Here is a 19,306-nt window from a genome sequence, read left to right as displayed (position 1 = left end):
GGTCACCGGCTGGTCAGAATGCTGGCGGGCGGCAGTCGATAGCCGACTTGCTGGCCGTAGGTCATCAGGGGGCGCAGGGTCGGCAGCAGGGTGGTGGTCTCCGAACGCCAGTGGTGTCCACGGTTACCGTCGAGTCGGCGGTGCCGGGCGGATGTCGTCTGCCGCAGCCGTAGGGCGCGCAGTCGCAGGGACGCCGTGGACCGGCCGGAGCGCCAGTCGAGCCAGCGCAGCCACCAGTCCCGTAGTACGTCGATGATCACTTCTTCTCCTTGGTCAACAGTCAGGTCGCGGCACGTTTGGGCAGTCGGTAGAGTCCGTGACGCTGGACGAAGATCTCGCGCCGTTCCATGGCGTTGCCGTGGCGGTCCAGCACGTAGCCGGTGAGCCAGATCCAGCCGTCGTACGTCCACTTCCGGTCCACCGCGATCACCCGGAATCGGATGCCGCGGTCGTCGGCGAACTGGACGCTCGCCTCCCGCCCGATCAGCAACACATCTCCTGGGCTCGGTTCCGGGGTCCGGAGCAGCCGGTTGTTCACCGGGTCACCCGTCGCCACATGGCCTTTCCACGCCGTCGGCGCCTCGCTCCATCGGCCAGGTGGCGCATCCGCAGCTGGGGCACCATCTGGACTTCACTCGGAACGACCACAGCCCCGCGCAGAAGCCGAGCAGCGCCGCCCCGACGAACGCGCCGACGCCTAGCATCGAGACTTCCAGATGGGTTGGGTTGGCGTGAGGATCATGACCACCTCGTCTTCTCGTAGGTGTCGATCCACTCAGGTTCGCGCCGAGGACCGAGTGAGCACGGACCTCCTGTCCAACGCGCAACCCTTGCGGACGACTGCTCGCTGACGAGGTCCACTCTCGCCGGAGGGGAAGCCACGGCGTCACAACGCACTTTGCACGTCTAGGGACGTCCTGGTTAGGATAAAGTCGTCCCTCGAAGGGTTGCGAAGGGGTAGTCATGGCGAACGACCGTCTACGGGAAGCCGTCCTGAACGCCGGCCTGACACCGCTGAGTTTGGCTGAACGTGTCGGAGTCAGCCCCAAGACGGCCGAGCGGTGGATAACGCAGAACCGTGTCCCCTACCCACGACACCGACACGCCATCGCCGGCCTGCTGAAAGAGCGTGAGTCGTACCTCTGGCCCAACGCCGCATCACCCGAGCGCGTCGCACGGGTGGCGGAATCCGAGGTCGTGCACGTCTACTCCCGCCGGTCCGCCGTGCCGTACGACCTGTGGCGGCGACTGATCGAGCAGTCCAGCGAACGAATCGGCATTCTCGTCTACGCCGGCCTGTTCCTACCGGAACTGGTGCCTACCCTGATCCGAGACCTCAAAGAAAGGGCGCTAGCCGGTGTCGACGTCCGACTACTCCTCGGCAACCCGGAGTCGGAGGCCGTGGCCCAGCGAGGAGCCGAGGAGGGGATCGGCGACGCAATAGCGGGCAAGGTGCGCAACGTGATGGCCTTCTACAATCAGCTCCAGGACGTGCCAGGTGTACATGCCCGGTTCCACAGCACGACCCTCTACAACTCGATCTACCGGTTTGACAACGAGATGCTTGTCAACACGCACGCCTACGGGTTCCCCGCCGCACATGCCCCGGTCTTCCACCTCCGGCGACTCTCCGGAGGCGACCTGTTCGACACCTACGCCGACAGCTTCGACCGCGTCTGGTCCAGCGCCGCACCGATCTGGCCCCCGCAAGTGGCAGGCTAGGAGCCGTGGCCAGGACCGAGCACTTCAACAACCCGGACGCCCCCCGACCGAACTCGATCGTTGTCGCTGTGACCGCCTTCGTCCTCGACGCGGACGACCGCGTTCTCCTGGTACGCCGGACAGACAACGACCTGTGGGCGCTACCGGGCGGGGCGCAGGACTTCGGCGAGTACATCGCCGAGACAGCCGTGCGTGAGACCAAGGAGGAAGCCGGGGTTGACATCGAGGTGACCGAGATCGTCGGCCTCTACACCAACCCGAACCATGTCATCGAGTACAGCGATGGCGAAGTACGGCAGCAGTTCTCCATCTGCTTCCGCGCCCGGTACCTGTCCGGCGAACCCACCACGAGCGACGAGTCGTCCGAAGTTCGGTGGGTTGCCCAGGATGAGCTGAGCACGCTGACGATCCATCCGTCCATGCGGCTGCGCATCGATCACGGCTACGAGGGGCGTTCGAAGCCGTACATCGGTTAGGACACCGCGAGCCGATCCGTGGTCCGCCCGACGGCTTCCAGGCAACGGCCTGCACATGACGCCAACGCCGAGGCAGAGCCGCCGCTAACCGTTCCTCGGCAAGCTCAGCCGCTCGCGCCACCAGCCCCGACATACCCGGAGCGTACGGCGTCCCTAGACGTCCCCGCCAGGCTTATACGCGCCCGGTGCCGGCCGGCTGCCGGCGGTGCTGTGAGAACTTTCTGTACGTCTTCAAGGCGGCCCGCGAAGCGGGCCGCACGCGCCGCCGCCTGGACGCGTGGCCTCCGTTCCGCTGGCGCTCCACTACGGCCCACGCAACACGCCCGGCGGCTGGCGCGGAAAGCGGGATGCCCAACGGGTCGCCGCCGAATGGGTGGCCGAGGTGGGAGAGAAGTTCAGGGGTTGTGCCGGCAGCCGGCCGGGATCGGGTCGGGCAGGCGCACGGCGTGGTGGAGCGCACGCCGGGCGCGTCGGCAGGGTGCCGGCCGCGTGCGGGGGTTGCGGTTACTGCGCCTCCGGCGGGGGCGCTCTGTCAGCTCCGGGATGGGAAAGATCGTCGACGGCTCGCGGTCCGTGAGTGGTTGCGCGAGCCATCCCGCCCGCCATCGACCCGGGCAAGCCGAGCAGACCACCGCCCGACCCGCCAGCGTCCGTACGAGCCGTCAAGGCCGTCTTGACGTGGCGGGCCGGGCGGAGGCCCGCTCCCCAGGAGGGCGGGTCGACGGCAGACGGGATGAGAAAGTCAGCGGTCGAAGATTCTCACCGTTACCGCCAGCCCTTCGACCGTTGATTCTCGGCTCAGGTCCGCCTCTAGTCCACGGGGGCCGGGTAGGATTCCGTCATAGTCGAAGACAAGGCAGATTAGATGCTTGGCGCGCTGCTCTGTCTTGTACCGGTCCCGATCCACAATCAGCTCGTCGCCCAGACTGCGAGCCGTCATGCTTGGCCGCGCCCGCTTGATCTCGACAGCCAGCTCGAAGGAGGGAAGTAGGAAGTCGATCCGAGCTGCACCGCCGGCGACGTTAGGCGTCCACGTCTCAGGGCGCACGTCCTCAAAGAATAGAGCAAAAAGCCCTTTCAGGAGATCCTGGGCGTCATACTCATCCGCGACAGTGATCGTCGGTCGACCGCCGTGCCTGCGAGACAACTCTCTCTCGACGTCCCGCATCCGTTGCCCGATTGTCAGAATCGTGTCAACGGCATCTATCTGCTGCCCGGCGAATCGCACGCTTCCCGAACTTCTCTGGGTGCGGAGCTGTCCAGCCAAGAGTGCGCGCAGGATGTCTAAGTTCGCACGCGCTTTGGTTGTTGTGGAGCTATTGATAGCACCAAAGTCTCCGGATTTGAAGCGGTTTGCCTCCTCCTTGCCGGGAAGGAATGAGTAGAGCCCGACTTCGTTGAGTGAGGCAAGATTGTAGAACTTTGGATGCCTGACGTACTGGTCGCCATACATCTCGGCGACGATGTCATCAATATCATAGAGGAGGTGATCGGACGGCCTGTATGGAGGGTGCTCCTTGGAAGCGATAAAGCAATACCGCTTGGCGGGGGCGGCAAACCCGAAGATCGAGCTGTTCATATTCCAGTGGACTATGATAGATTCTCGATTTTCACTTAGATAGTCGTAGAACCGCTCCAGCAAGGAAATTTCTCGCCCCACCGCGTCGGTCTCTACAGGTAGGTCGGCTAGTGAAAAGGCTTCTCGGGTCCCGTTGTTCAGGCTTGCGACAGCTATGCAGGAGACAGTTGGGGGATGATCCGTTGCATCTGTCAGACTCTCGCAAGCATAGTGGACGGAGATTATCTCTCGTCCGTCATTGACGGCGTTCCGCAATTCACGCAACTTAGCCGGCTCAGATGTCACTTGACCTCGCCTCCTATGTCCGACTGAACAATCAACCGCTCGGGAAGGAGGACCGCGCTTAGCGGTGCCCCTTCTGTGGTGCCGCAGCCCGTGTCGATGCAAATCAGGGACTGCGAAACGAAAGCCCGGCCGCCTCGCTGCGCATAGTGTCCGCAGACCGTTAATGGCACCGGAGGTTGCAGGCGAGTTTGAAACAGCTCGAAGTGGGGTTCAAGGACCATCGCCCGGAGGTCTCTAGCATTCGGGCGACGCGGATCGTAGCCCATGTGACTGATCAGATACTCGGGGCTCTCTAGTAGGGCAGCCGTACTTCGTGACCTGACCGGTGTGGTGGGGTGTGGACGGACAGGGTGTGCGGCGACGGAGACGGCCACCGCATGATCGTCCGGTGTTGTGTGGACAACGAAGGATCACGAGGTGGCCGCAGCGGCCATGGTAGAGGCCGGTCGGGTCGAGGAGAACCTCGCCACGCTGATGGGAGACCTCGGCGCGTGTTTCGCCCGGGTCGAACCACTACGGCAGGCCGGCAAGTACGTCCGTGGCCTGATCGCCGACCTGCCACGCAAGAACTGCTGGACCCTCGCCGAACACGCCGGGGACACCACCCCCGACCGGATGCAACGACTCCTCGAACGCGCGGTCTGGGACACCGACAAGGCGATGGGCGTGGTCCGTGACTTCGCCGTGGCACGCCTGGCCGACCCGGACGGCGACAACACCCTGATCTTCGACGAGAGCGGCGTGGAGAAGACCGGCACCGGCACGTGCGGCGTGACCCGCCAGTACGTGGGCTGCGCGGGAAAGGTCACCAACGCCGTCAACCTGGTCAACGCCACCTACGCCACCCGCGCCGGCCACGCCCTGGTCGGCTCCCGCCTGTGGATCCCCGCCGCCCACCTCGACGACGACGCCCGCCGCGCCGCCACCGGCGTCCCCGCCGACACCGAGTTCGCGACCAAACCCCGACTCGCCACCGACCTGCTCACCGAGACACTCGACGCCGGCGTACCCGTGCGGTGGTGCACCGCCGACGCCGTCTACGGCCGGGACCGGCGACTACGCGACACCTGCGAGACCCGGGGAATCGGCTACAGCCTCGGCGTGCCGTGCTCGTTCCGGATCACCCTGCCCGGCTGGAAGACGAAGATCCGCGCCGACACCGCTGTCACCGCCCTGACCACCGACACCGCCTGGCAGACCATGTCCTGCGGGGCGGGTTCCAAAGGCGACCGCTGGTACGCGTGGGCGTGGATCGCCACCGCCAGCCCCCGCCACTACCTGCTCGTACGCCGGAGCCTGGCTGACCCCGACGACCTGGCCTACTTCTACTGCTGGATACCGGAGCGTCTTCCGGCGACCCTGACCGCGTTGGTGAGGGTGACCGGCCGGCGGTGGACGATCGAGGAGGACCACGGCTTCGGCAAGGACCACTTCGGGTTCGACCAGTTCCAGAACCGGCTCCACACCCCGATCATGCGGCACATAGTGCTGGTCATGGCCGCGCTCGCCGTCTGCGCGGTCACCGCCGCCGACGCCGCGGCCGGGACCACGCCACCACCCCGACCCACCCACCCCAGCGAACCACCACCGGCCGACCTCGGACTCATCCGGCTGACCGTTGTCGAGATCAAGAGGCTGTACAACCTCGCTACCAGAGCCTGGCACAGCCTCGAACACCATCTCCGCTGGTCCTGGTGGCGCCGCCGCCATCAAGCCCGCGCCCGCTGGTACCACTACCGATCCAGACTCACATGATCAAGTCACGAAGTACGGCTGCCCTACTAGCGACGTAGATCCCGAGCTTTCGCAGGCCGACCGCGTGGAGCGATGCATCCGTAACGGTCAGCGCCCGCCCGGCGGCAGCCAACTCAGCAATCGCCTTCCGGAAGTGCGGAGGATACTGATAACTGGCAAAAATCTCCCCGAGTGTCCCATCGGGGTCGCTCAGGATGTAGCCGTCAGTGAGCAGGTGGAGCATGAAGAGGCTGCCCTGCTTTGACATCTCCTTCAAGGTGTTGATGTTGTATGCAGTCACGTTGACGTCCCCGTCGGAGTACTTACCGGGACGTGTTCGCACCACTTGGAGGACATCGATGTCGCTGTCTGTCCGGGCGGTGCCCCGTGCCTGGCTTCCGTACAGGGCAACAGCAACGAACGGCCCTCGTACCGCTGCCATGGCCCGCGCGATGACGTCCTGAGGCGGTTGCCTGGTACTAGTCGTGGCCTGGTCCAACGGCACGAGCGACGGGGTCATAACAGGAGCCTAACGACCTGCACCGACAACCTGATACGGGCAGACGCCTTCCTCCGCTCGTATGGCCGAGCGTCCGGCTGTGCTTGACGGCGCACATCAAGCGCTGGCCCTCCTCCACAGGGCCGCTTGAGTACGGCAGCGTCCCTGTCGTTGACACGTCCCAAACCGCCGGGCGCGCCGGACGCGAGTTGGAGCAGTCTTGCTGCGACGATGTGGGGGTAGGCGAGCGCCACCGACTGCCCCCACGTAGTCAGGCGATGAGGGGCGCGGTGAGCGTCGCGACAGCCGCAATGAGGCCAGCCGCCGCTGTGACCAGCCCTGTTACCGCCGTGGGGTAACCGATCCGTCGCCCGTAAACGTCTTCCGTTGCCTTGGCCGGTCGCCAGCGGCGGAGGCAGCGCGGTGAGCCCGCTACCAGGAGGTCGGTTCGACAGCAACGGTGACAGCAACGTGCCCGGACGAAGGACAGCCGTCGGCGGCCGGGCACGGACCGTGACCCGAATTCGCCGACGCGGACGGACCCTGCCGGGCGAAGCGCGCAGAGCGCGTAAGCGAGATGTCGCCGGTTCGAGCCCGGCCGGGGGCTCCAGCACAGACACGGCGGGACACCTTGACGGCAACGGTGGTCAGGACAGCCGTCCGTCGAGCTTGCCCAGGGCCCAGCAGCGACCCATCCCTCCATGCGACTGCGCGTCGATCACGGCTACGAGGGGCGTTCGAAGCCGTACATCGGTTAGGACACCGCGAGCCGACCCGTGGTGCGCTCGACGGCTTCCAGCAGTGTCGGTCTGGCCCGTACCCAGAACCTGGTGACCAGGTGATCCGGGCCATAGCGTTGCTCGATCTCCGCCAGCCGGTCCGCAACGGCGACGTCGTGTCCGTCCGGGCCGGTCGTCATGTCCGCGTACCAGAGGGCATCAGCGGTCAGCGACTGTTCCTGCGGGAACTCAGCGGCCAACTCGTCCCGGAGGCCGCGTTCCTCCGCCTCGAACAGTGCGCACGAGTGGTGAGCCACCAGAGCGGCCACGCGGTCGGATACCCCGACACGACGTAGCCACCGCCCGCCGTCAAGAGCGTGCAGGCCGGTATCGGCCACCCCGGGTGCGTACCCGACATCGTGCAGCCACGCGGCAGCGACGAGAACCTCAGCGTCCGTCGGGTCCAGGACGTGACTGACCTCGCCGGCCTTCCTGGCAACGGCCTGCACATGACGCCAACGCCGAGGCAGAGCAGCAGCTAACTGTTCCTCGGCAAGCTCAGCCGCTCGCGCCACCAGCCCCGACATACCCGAGAGCGTACGGCGTCCCTAGCGAAGCGGGCCGCACGCGCCGCCGCCTGGGCGCTCGGCCTGCAGTCCGCTGCCGCTCCGCTCCGGCCACGCAACACGCCCGGCGGCTGGCGCGGACAGCGGACACCAACCGGGCCGCCGCCGACCGTCAGCGTTGCGGAATGTGTGGTGTTGGGGCCGGCAGCCGGCCGGGGCGCGGCGTGGCCGAGGGGTGGATGCCCCTATCGCTTCTCGCGGTGCAGAGAGGGAGACCCCGAGACGGTGATCTTGGCTCGTCCTCCGCAGCGGGCTACCCGGAAACCCGGTATGGAGGTGCCAAGTCGCCTGCTGCCTCGATCAAAAAAACCCGGCCCCTCTAGGGAAAACCGGGTGGTATATACAGTGAACTCTAGCGCAGCCAGGTCCGACCTGCAACTGAAACTGGCGACAGGGCTCCTACCAGCCGGACGGGCGTACGTAGGTCCCGGCGGGGCTGACGACCGGGTCGCTGAGCTGGCAGGTTTGCAGCCCGCAACTCGACGCGGCACCGAACAGCGAGGGTTTACTGGTTAGAAGAGCCCGGCGGGGCGGTCCAGGTCACCGGGCACCCATGGCAGCCGTACGGTGTCCCACGGCACCCGCTGCAGCAGGCGCAGCAGCAGCCAGCCGAGCAGCAGCCCGGCGACCGAGTCGGTCAACCAGTGGTAGCCGAGGTAGACCGTGCTGCAGAACAGGACCGTCGCCGGCAGCAAGCGCAGCGCCAGGTAGCCGGGGAACGGCCGCCGGGCCGGGACCTGCCGGCCGTACGACCGCAGCAGACCGGTGATCAGCAGGGCGATCACCGCGTACCAGACGATCGCGTTGGTCACGTGCCCGGACGGGTACGCCATCGCCGGGGTCGCCTCGGTGAACAACCGCTCCGGGAACGGGTCGTCGAAGTCGTGCGGATAGCCCCGGGGCAGCAGCACCTTCATCGCGCCGACGCTGAGGTAGGTCGCCACCACCGCGCCGAGCACCGGCAGCAGCGGACGCACCGAACGGACCCGCCGGGCCAGCCAGAGCGCCAGCACGGTGGAGACCGGGATCAGCAGCCAGCCGCCCTGGCCGAAGAAGTTGAGCACCCGGGCCACCCAGTAGGCCACCGGCGGCCGGTGCGCGTCGACCCAGTCGCGTACCGCCAGGTCGGTGTCGAGGAACACCCCGGCGGCGAGCGCCCCGGTCAGCCCGGCCAGCGCGGCCAGCAGCACCGCGTCGAACCACCAGCCGGCCGGCGTCGGCCCGGGTCGCCGCGGCGCGTCGGCCGGCGGCGCGGACGGGCGGGTAGCGGTCGGCTCGGGCACGCCGGCCAGGTTACCGAACCGGTGCGGTGACGATGTCGTGTCGGTGCGGCGACAGCTTGACGGCGGGACCACCACGAAGACGCTGAATATGGATCAAATCAACAGTGTTAGCCGAGCCACGGCAGGCGGCATCCGGGCGTCGTACCCGTCATGCTTGATCCCGTGCGGATCACCTCGGCCCTTGTGGACCCGGCGCTGCTCGACCTGCCCTGGTCGACACCGCTGGAGCAGTGGCCTGCCGACCACCTGGTGGCGCTGCCGCAGGGCATCTCCCGGCACGTCGTCCGGTTCGTCAAACTCGCCGGCACCGTCTACGCCGTGAAGGAGACCGGCGAACGGGTCGCCGAACGCGAGTACGACCTGCTGCGCGCCCTGGAGCGCATCGACTTCCCGGCCGTCGAAGCGGTGGCGATCGTCGCCGACCGCACCGACGCCGACGGCGAACCGCTCGACCCGGTGCTGATCACCCGGCATCTGCAGTTCTCGCTGCCGTACCGGGCGCTGTTCTCCAACCAGCTGCGCCCGGAGACCCTGGCCCGACTGCTCGACGCGCTCGCCGCGCTGATCGTCAGGATGCACCTGACCGGCTTTTTCTGGGGTGACTGCTCACTGTCCAACACGCTGTTCCGCCGCGACGCCGGTGCGTTCGCCGCGTACCTGGTCGACGCCGAGACCGGCGCACTGCGGCCGGGCCTGTCCAACGGGCAACGCGGCGAGGACCTGGAGATCGCCCGGGTGAACATCTTCGGTGAGGCCCTCGACCTGCAGGCCGCCGGCCTGCTGCACGAGTCGATCGACCCGGAGACGGTCGCCGACGAGGTCGTCGCCCGCTACGAACGGCTGTGGCATGAGATCACCTACGAGCAGCACATCGAACGGGAGTCCCGGCACGACATCGAACGGCGGATCCGACGGCTCAACGAGCTCGGCTTCGACGTCGCCGAGGTGGCGATGTCGGTCGTCGACCGCGGCTCCTACCTGGTCCGGCCAAAGGTGGTCGACGCCGGCTACCACAGTCGGCGGCTGCTGCGGCTGACCGGCCTCGACGCCGAGGAGAACCAGGCCCGCCGGCTGCTCAACGACCTCGATGCGCACCGGGCGGAGAGCGACCTGACCGACGAGCAGCAGGCGGCGCACCGCTGGCTGACCGAGGTTTTCGAGCCGGTGGTCCGGGCGGTCCCGGCCCACCTACGCCGCAAGGTCGAGCCGTCGGAGCTGTTCGCCCAGGTCATCGAACACCGGTGGCGGCTGTCCGAGGAGGCCGGCCGGGACGTCGGGCTGGCCCCGGCGGTCCAGTCGTTCCTGGCGGACGTGCTGGTGCACTACCCCGACGAGCAGGCGGTACTCGGCGCCGAGGTGCCGGTCGCCTGACCGGCCCGGCCGGGATCCAGCGGGTAGGCCCGGATCGCCGACCCGGTTCAGGTCGCCGGCTCGGCCTCGTCGACCGGCTCCGAGGCCTGCTTGAGCAGCCAACTCAGCCCGGACCGGCGGGCCACCACGGTGATCCGGTCCCGGGCCCGCAGCCGGAAACCCGACGCCGGCAGCCACACCGGACCAGGCTCGCCGAACTGCGCGAACGCAATCACCCGTACGCCCGGATTGTCGCCGGCGGCGGCGAGCGACCCGCCGTCCAGCGCCGACCCGGCGGCGACGATCACCTCGGCGACCAGCAGCACGTGCCGGGCCACCGGAATGGTGGCGATCACCTCCCGGTCCATCAGCGCGGCGGCGAACGCCGGCGCCGCCAGGTACGACACGCTGCGCGAGATACCAATGTTGAAGGTGCGCTGGATCCGGCTGGCGAAATCGCCGTCGAACAGCCGCAGCACGACGTGCACGTCGCTGTGGATCTCCCGGGCGTACAGCGCCGCCTGCAGGTTCGTCACGTCGTCGGTGGAGACGATCACCAGCGCCCGGCAGGTCGCCACCGAGGCGGCGCGCAGCGTCTCCTCCTGGGAGCCGTCGCCGATGATCAACGGTATGTCCAGCTCCCGCGCGACCGGCACGCCCCGCGCGTCCGGGTCCTTGTCGACCCCGACCACCTCGACGCCGAGGTCGTGCAGCTGCCACATCACCCGGGTGCCGACGTTGCCGAGCCCGACGACCACCACGTGCCCAGCCCGCTCCGGCCGGGTCTGCCGGTCGGCTATCGCCAGCCGGGCGTTCACCAGACCGTCCACCACGGCGGCGGTGAGCAGCGGGATCAACGCCAGCCCGGCCAGGCTGAGCACCACCTGCATCACCTGTACGGCTGCCGACTTGCCCAGGTCCGGATCGGCTCCGCTGAGCGTCATCACCACGGTCAGGTAGACCGCCTCGGCGACGCTCACCCCCTCGGCACGTGACAGCAGCATGCCGAAGACCACCACCACCGCCAGTACGCCGAGCGTGGCCATCCCGATCTTGCGGGTGGCGAAGGACCGCAACGCCCGCACCGGATCCCGCCACAGCCGGGCGCGCTGGCGGGCGCGGATGATCCGCCGGGCCGCCCGGACCGGCGCCAGCTGGCTGCCGGCAGCCTCGGCCAGCACCAGATCGGCGGTGTGCTGGTCGGCCGGCAGCACCCGGGGGCGGCCGGCGTCGCTCAGGTCGGCCAGCCCGCAGATGACGTGCTCGGGGCGGACCTCGTCGCGCTGCGCCACGTGCAGCGTCCGGCCGCCGTGGCGGAAGTGGGTCGGCGAAACCACCCCGAGGGCGGCCGCGACAAAGGCGGGTGCCGCCATCGACGCGTCGGACAACACCTCGCAGTCGACGAACAGCCGCTTCACCCGGCTGCCCAGCCGGGTGTTGAACATCCGCATCACCACCCGCAGGTCTGGCTCGACCTCCTGGGCGCACAGCGCGGCGTTGATGTTGCCGACGTCGTCCTGGTTGAGCAGCGCCAGGCCGCGCGCGCCGGCCAGCCCGGCGCTGCGGAACGTCTGCTCGGTCAGCCGGTCGGCCCGCAGCAGCCGGATGCCTTTGATCGACCGCATGTCCGGACCGTCCGGTCGGGGCCGGGTCGGCACGATGACCGTCACTGTGGCGGCCGCCGCTACCAGCTCGCCGACCAGCCGATAGGCCAGCGGGTCGTGTCCGCAGACGACGTAGTGCGGCTGGTTGTCGCCGTTGCTGCGCAGCCGACCGCCGACGGCGCGGCGGGCGCGGTCACGCCACGGGTCGACAGCCATGGTCCGGATGGTAGCCACCGACGGCACGCGCGGGGTGACCGCAAAGTCGCCTCCCGGCGGGACCGGACCGGCACACTGGACCCGGCATCCGGCCCATCACCGCAAAGGGGAGGACGAACTCTTGGGACTGTCCCGAACGGTCGGCCGGCTCTTCGGCGTACGGTCCGAGCTGGTCCGAGCGGATCCGGCCGGCACCGACCGGGTGGCCGCAGGCACCGACGCGCTGGTCGTCGGCGGCGGCATCGCCGGCATGTGCGCGGCGATCGTCCTCGCCGAACGCGGCGTACGGGTCACCGTGCTGGAAGGCGCCGCCCAGCTCGGCGGACGGCTGGCCGCCTGGCCGGAGACGCTGACCGACGGTACGGTTCAGCCGGTCGACCACGGTTTCCACGCGTTCTTCCGCCAGTACTACAACTGGCGGGCGATCCTGCGCCGGGCCGACCCGACACTCGGCATGCTGCGCCCGGTCGACGGCTATCCGGTGTGGTCGGCGCAGTGGCCGCCGGAGGAGTTCGGCCGGTTGCCGACCACACCGCCGCTGAACCTGCTCGCGCTGCTGCTGCGCAGCCCGAGTCTGCGGCTGCGCGAACTACGCGAGATGGACCGTCGGGCGGCGATGCCGCTGCTGGCCTACCATCCGGACCGGACGTACGCCGAGCTCGACCACCGGTCCGCCGCCGAGCTGCTGGACTCGCTGCGGCTGCCGGACCGGGCCCGCGCCATGCTGTTCGAGGTCTTCTCCCACTCGTTCTTCAACCACGAGCGGGAGATGTCCGCCGCCGAGCTGGTGGCCAACTTTCACTTCTACTTCCTGGGCAACCCGGAAGGGCTCGGCTTCGACGCACCGGAGCAGGACTACGACGCCGCGATCTGGCAACCGCTGCACGAACATCTGCGCCGGCACGGTGGCCGGGTGGTCACCGGCGACGTGGTGCACACCGTCATCCCCCGGCGGGCCAACGGGTGGCAGGTGCGGTCCGCCTCCGGAGCCGCGCACACCGCCCGGTACGTGGTGCTGGCCGTCGACCCGCCGGCGTTGCGCACGCTGCTGGCTGACTCGCCCCGGCTGGCCGAGGCCGCGCCGACGTTGGCCGAGCGGGTCGGCTCGCTGGTCGACGCTCCTCCGTACGCGGTGGCCCGGCTCTGGTTGAGCGGCGATGTCGCCCCAGACCGGCCGGTGTTCAGCGGCGTCTCCCGCCAGCCGACCCTGGACTCGGTCACCCTCTACCACCGGCTGGAGCGTCAGGCGCGGCAGTGGGCGCAGCGCAGCCGGGGCGCGGTGCTCGAACTCCACGCGTACGCCTGCCCGGAGCAGGTGCCGGCCGAGTCGCTGGCCGACCGGATGCGTGCCGAGCTGGCGGCGCTGTGGCCGGAGGTGGCCGACCTGCCGGTACTGGAGTCACGGGCGCGGGTCGAGGCGCAGGCCCCGGCGTTTCCGCCCGGGGCGGCGGCGGGGCGGCCCGGCGTGGTCACCGACGCGGACGGGTTGTTCCTGGCCGGCGACGGGATCGACACTGATCTGCCGAGCGCTCTGATGGAACGGGCTGCGGTGACCGGGATCCTGGCCGCGAACCACATCCTGCTTCGGGAGGGCGCGGCCACCGAGCCGCTGCGGACAATTCGGCGCTACGGGCTGTTGGCGCGGGAGCGACACCCGTCAACGTCGGCCGACGTCGGCCCGCCGCAGTAGTGGTAGTGCGGCGGACCGACGTCGGTCAGTTGTCCGTCAGCTGGTCTGCTCGACCGCGTCGCGGATCTCGACGAGCGAGCCGGCGGCTTCCTCGCCGGTGCTGAAGTAGAACACGTACATCACCAGCGCGCCGCGGCTGGCCCAGACGCAGACCCCGCCGGGGATGCCTTCCAGGTCGGCGTCGCCGCACCGCGCCGACCCGCCCTTCGGACCGGCGTCGACGTCGGTGACGTCGGTCATCCCGAGCCCGGTGGCGTCGCCTTCGGTGGCGTCGGCCAGCTCCTGGTCCGGGTCGGCCATCACTCCGGATACACCGGCGATCATGACCAGGTTCTCCTGCTCGATGTCGCCGTAGAAGGCACCGATGCTGCTGGTCGACTCGGGCACGTCGGCGGCCAGCCCGGTGGCGACCTCCTCGGCGAGGCCCTGGAAGGTCGGGTCGGTGTTCAGCTCGCGGCCGGCGAGGGTGTCCGGGGTGACCAGCCGGGTCTGGGTCGCTTCGATGACCTCACCGACGGTGTCCCGGACGAGGAAGAAGGTGACAGCCGCCCCGCCGAGGCAGAGCACCAGCACGGCGGCGATCACGATCAGGATGATCCGGCCGGCCTTGGACTTCTTGGGCGGCGGGGCCATCGGAACGCCGGGCTGGCCGGCGTAGGCCGGCCCGGGAGCGGCTCCAGCCGGCGGCACCGGCTGCCCGGCGGGCGCGCCCGGGTACTGCGGCTGAGAGGGGTCAGACATGTTCTACCTACTTCTGATGAGGGCCCCGTGACTCCTGACCGGCAGGCGGCTCGGAGCTTTCCTGGCAACCCGCTGTACGCGGGGCCGGCCGATCGTAACGGTGGGCGGCGACAACTGAGTCCCCCGACAGGAACCGACGGGATGGAATCACCACCGAACCGTTACCCGGGGCAGGAGCCACCCCAGGACGGCCGGAGCCGGGGCCGGCGCGCAGTCGCCGGACGAACTCGGGTCTGTATGCGGTGCCACCATATGGGGTCGGGGCACTCGTGCAGCTTGATGCCGGACACGAATCAAGATGCACCTGTGGCATCAGGTCTGCGGAAGCACCTTACAGTCAGCAGCGACGCTGCCGCCGCTGCCATTACAGCACCAGTCGCGACAGATCAAGTCTGGCACTGCTCGATGTGAACTAGATCACTTGCAATGCATTGCACGCCAGGGCTGAATTAGTTCAGCATTGACTCTATGCAGACCATGCAGTGGAGTGACGCGGCACGCGCACCGCGTGATGTTGCATCTGCGGTCGAGTCGTCAGGCGAAGTTCGGCTGGAGCGCCGAGGGGACGGCGTTCCCTTCGTGATCATGCGGGAAGATCGCGCCCAGCAGGCACGTCAGGGGATCGAGACGAGCACGCGGTTACTCCGCAATCTCTTCCAGCTTGGCGGCGAGGAGCTGATCACGGAGGCCTTGGTAGACGCCTTCCCATGGACCAACTTCCTTCCCGAAAAAGATCGCATTACCTTCGTCAAGGAGTTCATGTGGACCCTTGAAGCATGCAGCGATCTTGATGCATGGACTCCATTCGGGAGGATGATTCACGAATGGCAGCAGACTGCGGCGATTCACGCTGACCCGGCGCTCGCCCAAGAACTGTCCCGCGCGGTAGACTCCGACCTCGGTCCTGTACCTGCGCCGATGGTGTCCGAGGACGCCGGGTAACTTGTGGCAGGCGTGGGAGGCTCTGACCTACGGCCCAACAGATCCGGACAAGCCACACCGACAGCATCGGCTAAAGGGTGAGCCAGGAAGCCGCATGGTCCAGGGCGACGGTCTGGAGCAATGGCAGTACGAGGTAACGAGCGGCGGGAGAATCTGGTACTGCCCGGACGTCGCAGGCAGGGCCTCTGCCTGCAGCACCACCAGCAGACAGCCGTGTGATGCGCCAAGCCACCGGCAAGCTCAGCGGACTGCCGTCGTCACCAGCGTTTGCTCTCGCCGCGTCCCGCCGTGCGTCACACGGCGGGACCTGCGGGGCGGTGCTGGAGCCCCCGGCCGGGCTCGAACCGGCGACATCTCGCTTACAAGGCGAGTGCTCTGGCCAACTGAGCTACAGGGGCAGCGCTTCGTTCAGCGTCAGCATAGCCACTGACGTGGCGATACCGCTGCATCGGCCGCTCTGTCCAATCGATCTTTCCCGTTCTGCGTACGGGTGTCCGCCGCTCCGGCGGTCGCCGTCGACCTCCGGCCGAGGGTGACAAACAGTGGCATACCCCACCCCTGTGTCCGTTTTGGTCGGTTATCCGAGGTAGTTGCGGGCCGTCCCGGTCTTGGCAGCCAGGCAAATCCCGTTTACCGTGGCGTGACACGTGCGACACGTCGCCCTGGCGGCTGCGAGTACGCGTGGGCCGGCGCTCAGAGCGCCGGTCGCTCCTTCACTCGGATCGTCCGGCACGTTCCTGCCGGTGAAAGGAAGCACTGACCATGGCTACGGTCACCTACGACCAGGCGTCCCGCATCTACGCGGGCACCGAGCGACCCGCTGTCAACAAGCTCGACCTCGAGATCGGCGACGGCGAATTCCTCGTGCTGGTCGGCCCCTCCGGTTGCGGTAAGTCCACCAGCCTGCGGATGCTCGCCGGTTTGGAGGACGTCGACGAGGGCCGCATCCTCATCGACGACCGCGACGTCACCCACCTGCCGCCCAAGGCCCGCGACATCGCGATGGTCTTCCAGAACTACGCGCTATACCCGCACATGACGGTGTACGAGAACATGGCCTTCGCGCTGAAGCTGCGCCGGACCTCGAAGTCGGAGATCGACCGCCGGGTCAAGGAAGCCGCCGCTCTGCTGCAGCTGGAGGAGTACCTCAACCGCAAGCCGAAGGCGCTCTCCGGTGGTCAGCGCCAGCGGGTCGCGATGGGTCGGGCGATCGTCCGGGAGCCGCAGGTCTTCCTGATGGACGAGCCGCTGTCGAACCTCGACGCGAAGCTGCGGGTGCAGACCCGTACCCAGATCGCCTCGCTGCAGGCCAAGCTGGGGGTCACCACCGTCTACGTCACCCACGACCAGGTCGAGGCGATGACGATGGGCCACCGGGTGGCGGTGCTGCTCGACGGCGTGCTGCAGCAGGTCGACACCCCGCGGAACCTGTACGACGTACCGGCGAACGTCTTCGTCGCCGGCTTCATGGGCTCCCCCGCCATGAACATCAAGACCGTCCCGCTGACCGAGCAGGGTGCCGTCTTCGCCGACCTGGTCGTCGAGCTGAGCCGCGAGCAGGTCGAGGCGGCCAAGGCCAACGGCGGCGGCAACAAGGTCACCGTCGGGTTCCGTCCCGAGGACTGCGACCTGGTCGGCGCCTCCGAGGGCGGCATGCCGATGTCGGTCGAGCTGGTCGAGGACCTCGGCTCGGACGCCAACGTCTACGGCTATGCGACGCTCGACGGCAGTTCGGAGCGGTTCGTGGTGCGGACCGACCGCCGGCACATGCCGCGGATGAACGACACCGTGTTCGTCCGCCCCCGTCCGGGCCAGCACCACGCGTTCCACGCCGCCAACGGCCAACGGCTCTGACCGACCGCCGCCCCGGCTGGCGAGTCACGACATTTGGCTCGTCGCGTGCGGCCGGTCTTCCCTACCGGGAAGACCGGCCGCACCGCTTTCTGGTGGACGGTCCTGGTCAGTGGACGAAGCCGGTCACGGTGTAACGACCCGTCCCCCGAAGGTGACCACGAGACGACCGTCCGAGGCGAACGACCAGCCCAACGAGCCCGAGTACGTCGAGCACCGGGAGCCGTTCGAGCCGGACCAGAACTGGTTCGAGCTGTCTGAGTTGCCGATGATCCGGTCGTTCGAGCCGCTGTCACACGACGTGTTGCCGCGGAACACCGAGCTGCCGCCGTCGAAGTTGAAGTTGCGTTCCTCGTTGCCGATGCTGACGTTGTTCGACACCGTCATCGTGCCGAGGTTGCGGTTGTACGTGAACCCGTGCTTGCCGTTGCGGTACGCGATGTTGCTCCGGATGGTGTGGTTGACGCCGATGTCCTCGCCGCCGAGTTTGTAGCCGTTGCGGTCGCCGTTGCCGGCCTGACCACCGTTGCTGAGCGTGCCGTTGTCGTACGCCAGGGAGTGCTCGATCGTCACCGCGCCGATCGGCCCGGTGTCGCTCTTGGTGTACAGGTCGTAGCCGTCGTCGATATTGTTGTGCGCCACGGTGTAGCGGAAGACATTGCCGGAACCGACGGTGAGCTTCGGGGCGAATCCGTCGGCGTCCTCACCGTCGGAGTCGACATTGTCGTGCGACACCGAGCTCAACACCAGGTTGTTGGACGGCCACTGGTCGCGCGGTGCTCCGGCGATGAGCCGGGACAGCTGCAGGCCGGTGTCCCGGTTGTGCCGGGTGACCACCCGTTCGATGATGTTGTGGTTGCCAGCGAGCAGGATCCCGTTGTCGCCGGCCCGTTCGACGATGATGCCGTAGACGTGCCAGTAGGACCCGCCGATCGCCAGCCCGCGGTTGGCCGAGTCCTCGCTCTGTGCCGAGAAGTTCAGGATCGGCGTCTCGCCCGGGTAGGCGTACAGGTTCTTACGGGCACTGGACGTACCGCTGTTGCCCTGAGCGATGGTGATGGTCTGCGAGTATCGGTAGGTGCCGCCACGCAGGTAGATCGTGCCGCCGGGTGCGATCCGGGTGATCGCCGAGGTGAGCGTCGTCGGGTTGGACACCGTCCCGGACGCACTGTCGCTACCGTTCGGTGCAACGTACAGGGTGTCACCGGACGGCGGCGGGCTGGTCGGTGGCGCGGTGGTCGGCGGCGGGCTCGTCGGGGGTGCGGTGGTCGGCGGCGGGCTGGTCGGGGGTGCGGTGGTCGGCGCGGGGGTCGTCGGTTCCGGTACGGAACCGAGAGTGTCCACCCTGACGTCGTCGTAGCTGGCCCCGGCGTAGCCGGTGACCAGGGCTATCCGGCCGGAGTCCCATGAGTCGTCGCTGCCGGAGCCGATCTGGCTGCCGTCGACGTAGCCGCGGACGGTGCTACCGCTCGACTCGATCCGCAGGGTGTACCAGGTGCCGGTGGCCACGCTCAGCGCCGCCGAGCCGAGCACAGTGATCTGGCTGCCGTTGACCAGCTGCAGCTCGGCGCGGTTGTTGCTGGTCAGCGCCAACCGGTACATCCTGGTGTTGCTGGTGACCCGGGAGGCGATGCCGACGAACCGGTCGGATCCGTGCAACGACAACGGCTTGACCCGGGCCTGCAGTTGGTAGTCGGTCCAACTGGTGCTGCCGGCGAAGAACCGGGCCAGGTTGCTGCCGGTGTTGTCCTGCCGCAGCACCTGGCTGCCGTCGGAGACGACCTCCCAACTGCCGCCGGACTTGGACCAGCCGCTGGTGCCGCCGCTTTCGAAGTCGGCCTGGAACAACGTCGCGGCGTGGGCGTTGCCGCTGGTCGCCGCGAGGACCAGCGTCGCGGTGACCGCGCTCGCGCCGAGCGTGGCCAGCAGTCCACGACGGCGTCTACCCGTGCTGCTCTGCACGTGCACTCCTTCGGTTGGCACCGCGCC

General features: G+C 68.2%; 16 protein-coding genes and 1 tRNA gene. 7 read left to right on the top strand and 10 right to left on the bottom strand.

What is annotated here, in order from left to right:
- Positions 1 to 2: 2 nt before the first annotated feature.
- Positions 3 to 260, bottom strand: coding sequence for a hypothetical protein (locus O7610_RS25625; RefSeq protein WP_281552942.1), 258 nt, complete (start codon positions 258 to 260; stop codon positions 3 to 5).
- A 20-nt stretch (positions 261 to 280) separates the two neighbouring features.
- Positions 281 to 490 (bottom strand): hypothetical protein, encoded by a 210-nt coding sequence (locus O7610_RS25620; protein WP_475051452.1) that lies wholly within the window; start codon positions 488 to 490, stop codon positions 281 to 283.
- Between the two features lie 473 nt (positions 491 to 963).
- On the opposite strand from O7610_RS25620, the gene O7610_RS25615 reads away from it, so the two are divergent.
- Both O7610_RS25615 and O7610_RS25610 read left to right on the top strand, forming a co-directional pair.
- Complete coding sequence (locus O7610_RS25615; protein WP_289212073.1) at positions 964 to 1,722, top strand: XRE family transcriptional regulator; 759 nt, start codon at positions 964 to 966, stop codon at positions 1,720 to 1,722.
- 5 nt (positions 1,723 to 1,727) lie between these two features.
- Entirely contained in the window at positions 1,728 to 2,198 is a 471-nt protein-coding gene (locus O7610_RS25610; protein ID WP_281552940.1) for an NUDIX hydrolase, read from the top strand.
- A 742-nt stretch (positions 2,199 to 2,940) separates the two neighbouring features.
- On the opposite strand, the gene O7610_RS25605 is transcribed toward O7610_RS25610, so the two are convergent.
- Entirely contained in the window at positions 2,941 to 4,032 is a 1,092-nt protein-coding gene (locus tag O7610_RS25605) for a PD-(D/E)XK nuclease domain-containing protein (RefSeq protein ID WP_289212072.1), read from the bottom strand.
- A 447-nt stretch (positions 4,033 to 4,479) separates the two neighbouring features.
- On the opposite strand from O7610_RS25605, the gene O7610_RS25600 reads away from it, so the two are divergent.
- Positions 4,480 to 5,817, top strand: coding sequence for an IS701 family transposase (locus O7610_RS25600; protein ID WP_289212071.1), 1,338 nt, complete (start codon positions 4,480 to 4,482; stop codon positions 5,815 to 5,817).
- Here O7610_RS25600 and O7610_RS25595 read toward each other — a convergent pair.
- From O7610_RS25595 to O7610_RS25585, 3 genes are all read right to left on the bottom strand, one after another.
- On the bottom strand, positions 5,810 to 6,316 hold the full coding sequence (locus tag O7610_RS25595; RefSeq protein WP_289212070.1) for a nucleotidyltransferase domain-containing protein: 507 nt from the start codon (positions 6,314 to 6,316) through the stop codon (positions 5,810 to 5,812). The genes O7610_RS25600 and O7610_RS25595 overlap by 8 nt on opposite strands.
- Before the next feature lie 733 nt (positions 6,317 to 7,049).
- On the bottom strand, positions 7,050 to 7,601 hold the full coding sequence (locus tag O7610_RS25590) for an HD domain-containing protein (protein WP_281552938.1): 552 nt from the start codon (positions 7,599 to 7,601) through the stop codon (positions 7,050 to 7,052).
- Positions 7,602 to 8,152: 551 nt separating this feature from the next.
- On the bottom strand, positions 8,153 to 8,923 hold the full coding sequence (locus tag O7610_RS25585; RefSeq protein ID WP_281552937.1) for a phosphatase PAP2 family protein: 771 nt from the start codon (positions 8,921 to 8,923) through the stop codon (positions 8,153 to 8,155).
- Positions 8,924 to 9,073: 150 nt separating this feature from the next.
- Between O7610_RS25585 and O7610_RS25580 the strand changes: the two genes are divergently transcribed.
- Positions 9,074 to 10,294, top strand: a complete 1,221-nt coding sequence (locus O7610_RS25580; RefSeq protein WP_281552936.1) for a DUF4032 domain-containing protein — start codon at positions 9,074 to 9,076, stop codon at positions 10,292 to 10,294.
- A gap of 47 nt (positions 10,295 to 10,341) precedes the next feature.
- Here the strand turns inward: O7610_RS25580 and O7610_RS25575 are convergent, their stop codons facing one another.
- Positions 10,342 to 12,093: a potassium channel protein gene (locus tag O7610_RS25575; protein WP_281552935.1), complete on the bottom strand. Its 1,752-nt coding sequence runs from the start codon at positions 12,091 to 12,093 to the stop codon at positions 10,342 to 10,344.
- A 121-nt stretch (positions 12,094 to 12,214) separates the two neighbouring features.
- Here O7610_RS25575 and O7610_RS25570 point away from each other — a divergent pair, with 121 nt between their 5' ends.
- Complete coding sequence (locus O7610_RS25570) at positions 12,215 to 13,783, top strand: FAD-dependent oxidoreductase (RefSeq protein ID WP_289212069.1); 1,569 nt, start codon at positions 12,215 to 12,217, stop codon at positions 13,781 to 13,783.
- A gap of 36 nt (positions 13,784 to 13,819) precedes the next feature.
- Here O7610_RS25570 and O7610_RS25565 read toward each other — a convergent pair whose 3' ends face one another.
- Entirely contained in the window at positions 13,820 to 14,524 is a 705-nt protein-coding gene (locus tag O7610_RS25565; RefSeq protein ID WP_289212068.1) for a flagellar basal body-associated FliL family protein, read from the bottom strand.
- A gap of 468 nt (positions 14,525 to 14,992) precedes the next feature.
- Here O7610_RS25565 and O7610_RS25560 point away from each other — a divergent pair, with 468 nt between their 5' ends.
- Entirely contained in the window at positions 14,993 to 15,466 is a 474-nt protein-coding gene (locus O7610_RS25560) for a hypothetical protein (protein ID WP_289212067.1), read from the top strand.
- Between the two features lie 321 nt (positions 15,467 to 15,787).
- Here the strand turns inward: O7610_RS25560 and O7610_RS25555 are convergent.
- Positions 15,788 to 15,864 (bottom strand) — tRNA-Thr (locus O7610_RS25555).
- A gap of 364 nt (positions 15,865 to 16,228) precedes the next feature.
- Between O7610_RS25555 and O7610_RS25550 the strand changes: the two genes are divergently transcribed.
- Complete coding sequence (locus O7610_RS25550) at positions 16,229 to 17,320, top strand: ABC transporter ATP-binding protein (RefSeq protein WP_278171834.1); 1,092 nt, start codon at positions 16,229 to 16,231, stop codon at positions 17,318 to 17,320.
- A 123-nt stretch (positions 17,321 to 17,443) separates the two neighbouring features.
- On the opposite strand, the gene O7610_RS25545 is transcribed toward O7610_RS25550, so the two are convergent.
- Positions 17,444 to 19,279: a right-handed parallel beta-helix repeat-containing protein gene (locus O7610_RS25545; RefSeq protein WP_289212066.1), complete on the bottom strand. Its 1,836-nt coding sequence runs from the start codon at positions 19,277 to 19,279 to the stop codon at positions 17,444 to 17,446.
- Positions 19,280 to 19,306: the final 27 nt, after the last annotated feature.

Origin of the sequence: Solwaraspora sp. WMMA2065 (assembly GCF_030345075.1) — a bacterium.
In the GTDB taxonomy this organism is placed as follows: Bacteria; Actinomycetota; Actinomycetes; order Mycobacteriales; family Micromonosporaceae; genus Micromonospora_E.
This window is presented reverse-complemented; position numbering and strand designations above follow the sequence as displayed.

Bases quoted from the DNA above. Each gene is read 5' to 3' on its own strand.
- O7610_RS25615 (WP_289212073.1), top strand. From the start codon at position 964: ATGGCGAACGACCGTCTACGGGAAGCCGTCCTGAACGCCGGCCTGACA.
- O7610_RS25595 (WP_289212070.1), bottom strand. From the start codon at position 6,316: ATGACCCCGTCGCTCGTGCCGTTGGACCAGGCCACGACTAGTACCAGG.
- O7610_RS25590 (WP_281552938.1), bottom strand. From the start codon at position 7,601: ATGTCGGGGCTGGTGGCGCGAGCGGCTGAGCTTGCCGAGGAACAGTTA.
- O7610_RS25580 (WP_281552936.1), top strand. From the start codon at position 9,074: ATGCTTGATCCCGTGCGGATCACCTCGGCCCTTGTGGACCCGGCGCTG.
- O7610_RS25575 (WP_281552935.1), bottom strand. From the start codon at position 12,093: ATGGCTGTCGACCCGTGGCGTGACCGCGCCCGCCGCGCCGTCGGCGGT.
- O7610_RS25565 (WP_289212068.1), bottom strand. From the start codon at position 14,524: ATGTCTGACCCCTCTCAGCCGCAGTACCCGGGCGCGCCCGCCGGGCAG.
- O7610_RS25560 (WP_289212067.1), top strand. From the start codon at position 14,993: ATGCAGACCATGCAGTGGAGTGACGCGGCACGCGCACCGCGTGATGTT.
- O7610_RS25550 (WP_278171834.1), top strand. From the start codon at position 16,229: ATGGCTACGGTCACCTACGACCAGGCGTCCCGCATCTACGCGGGCACC.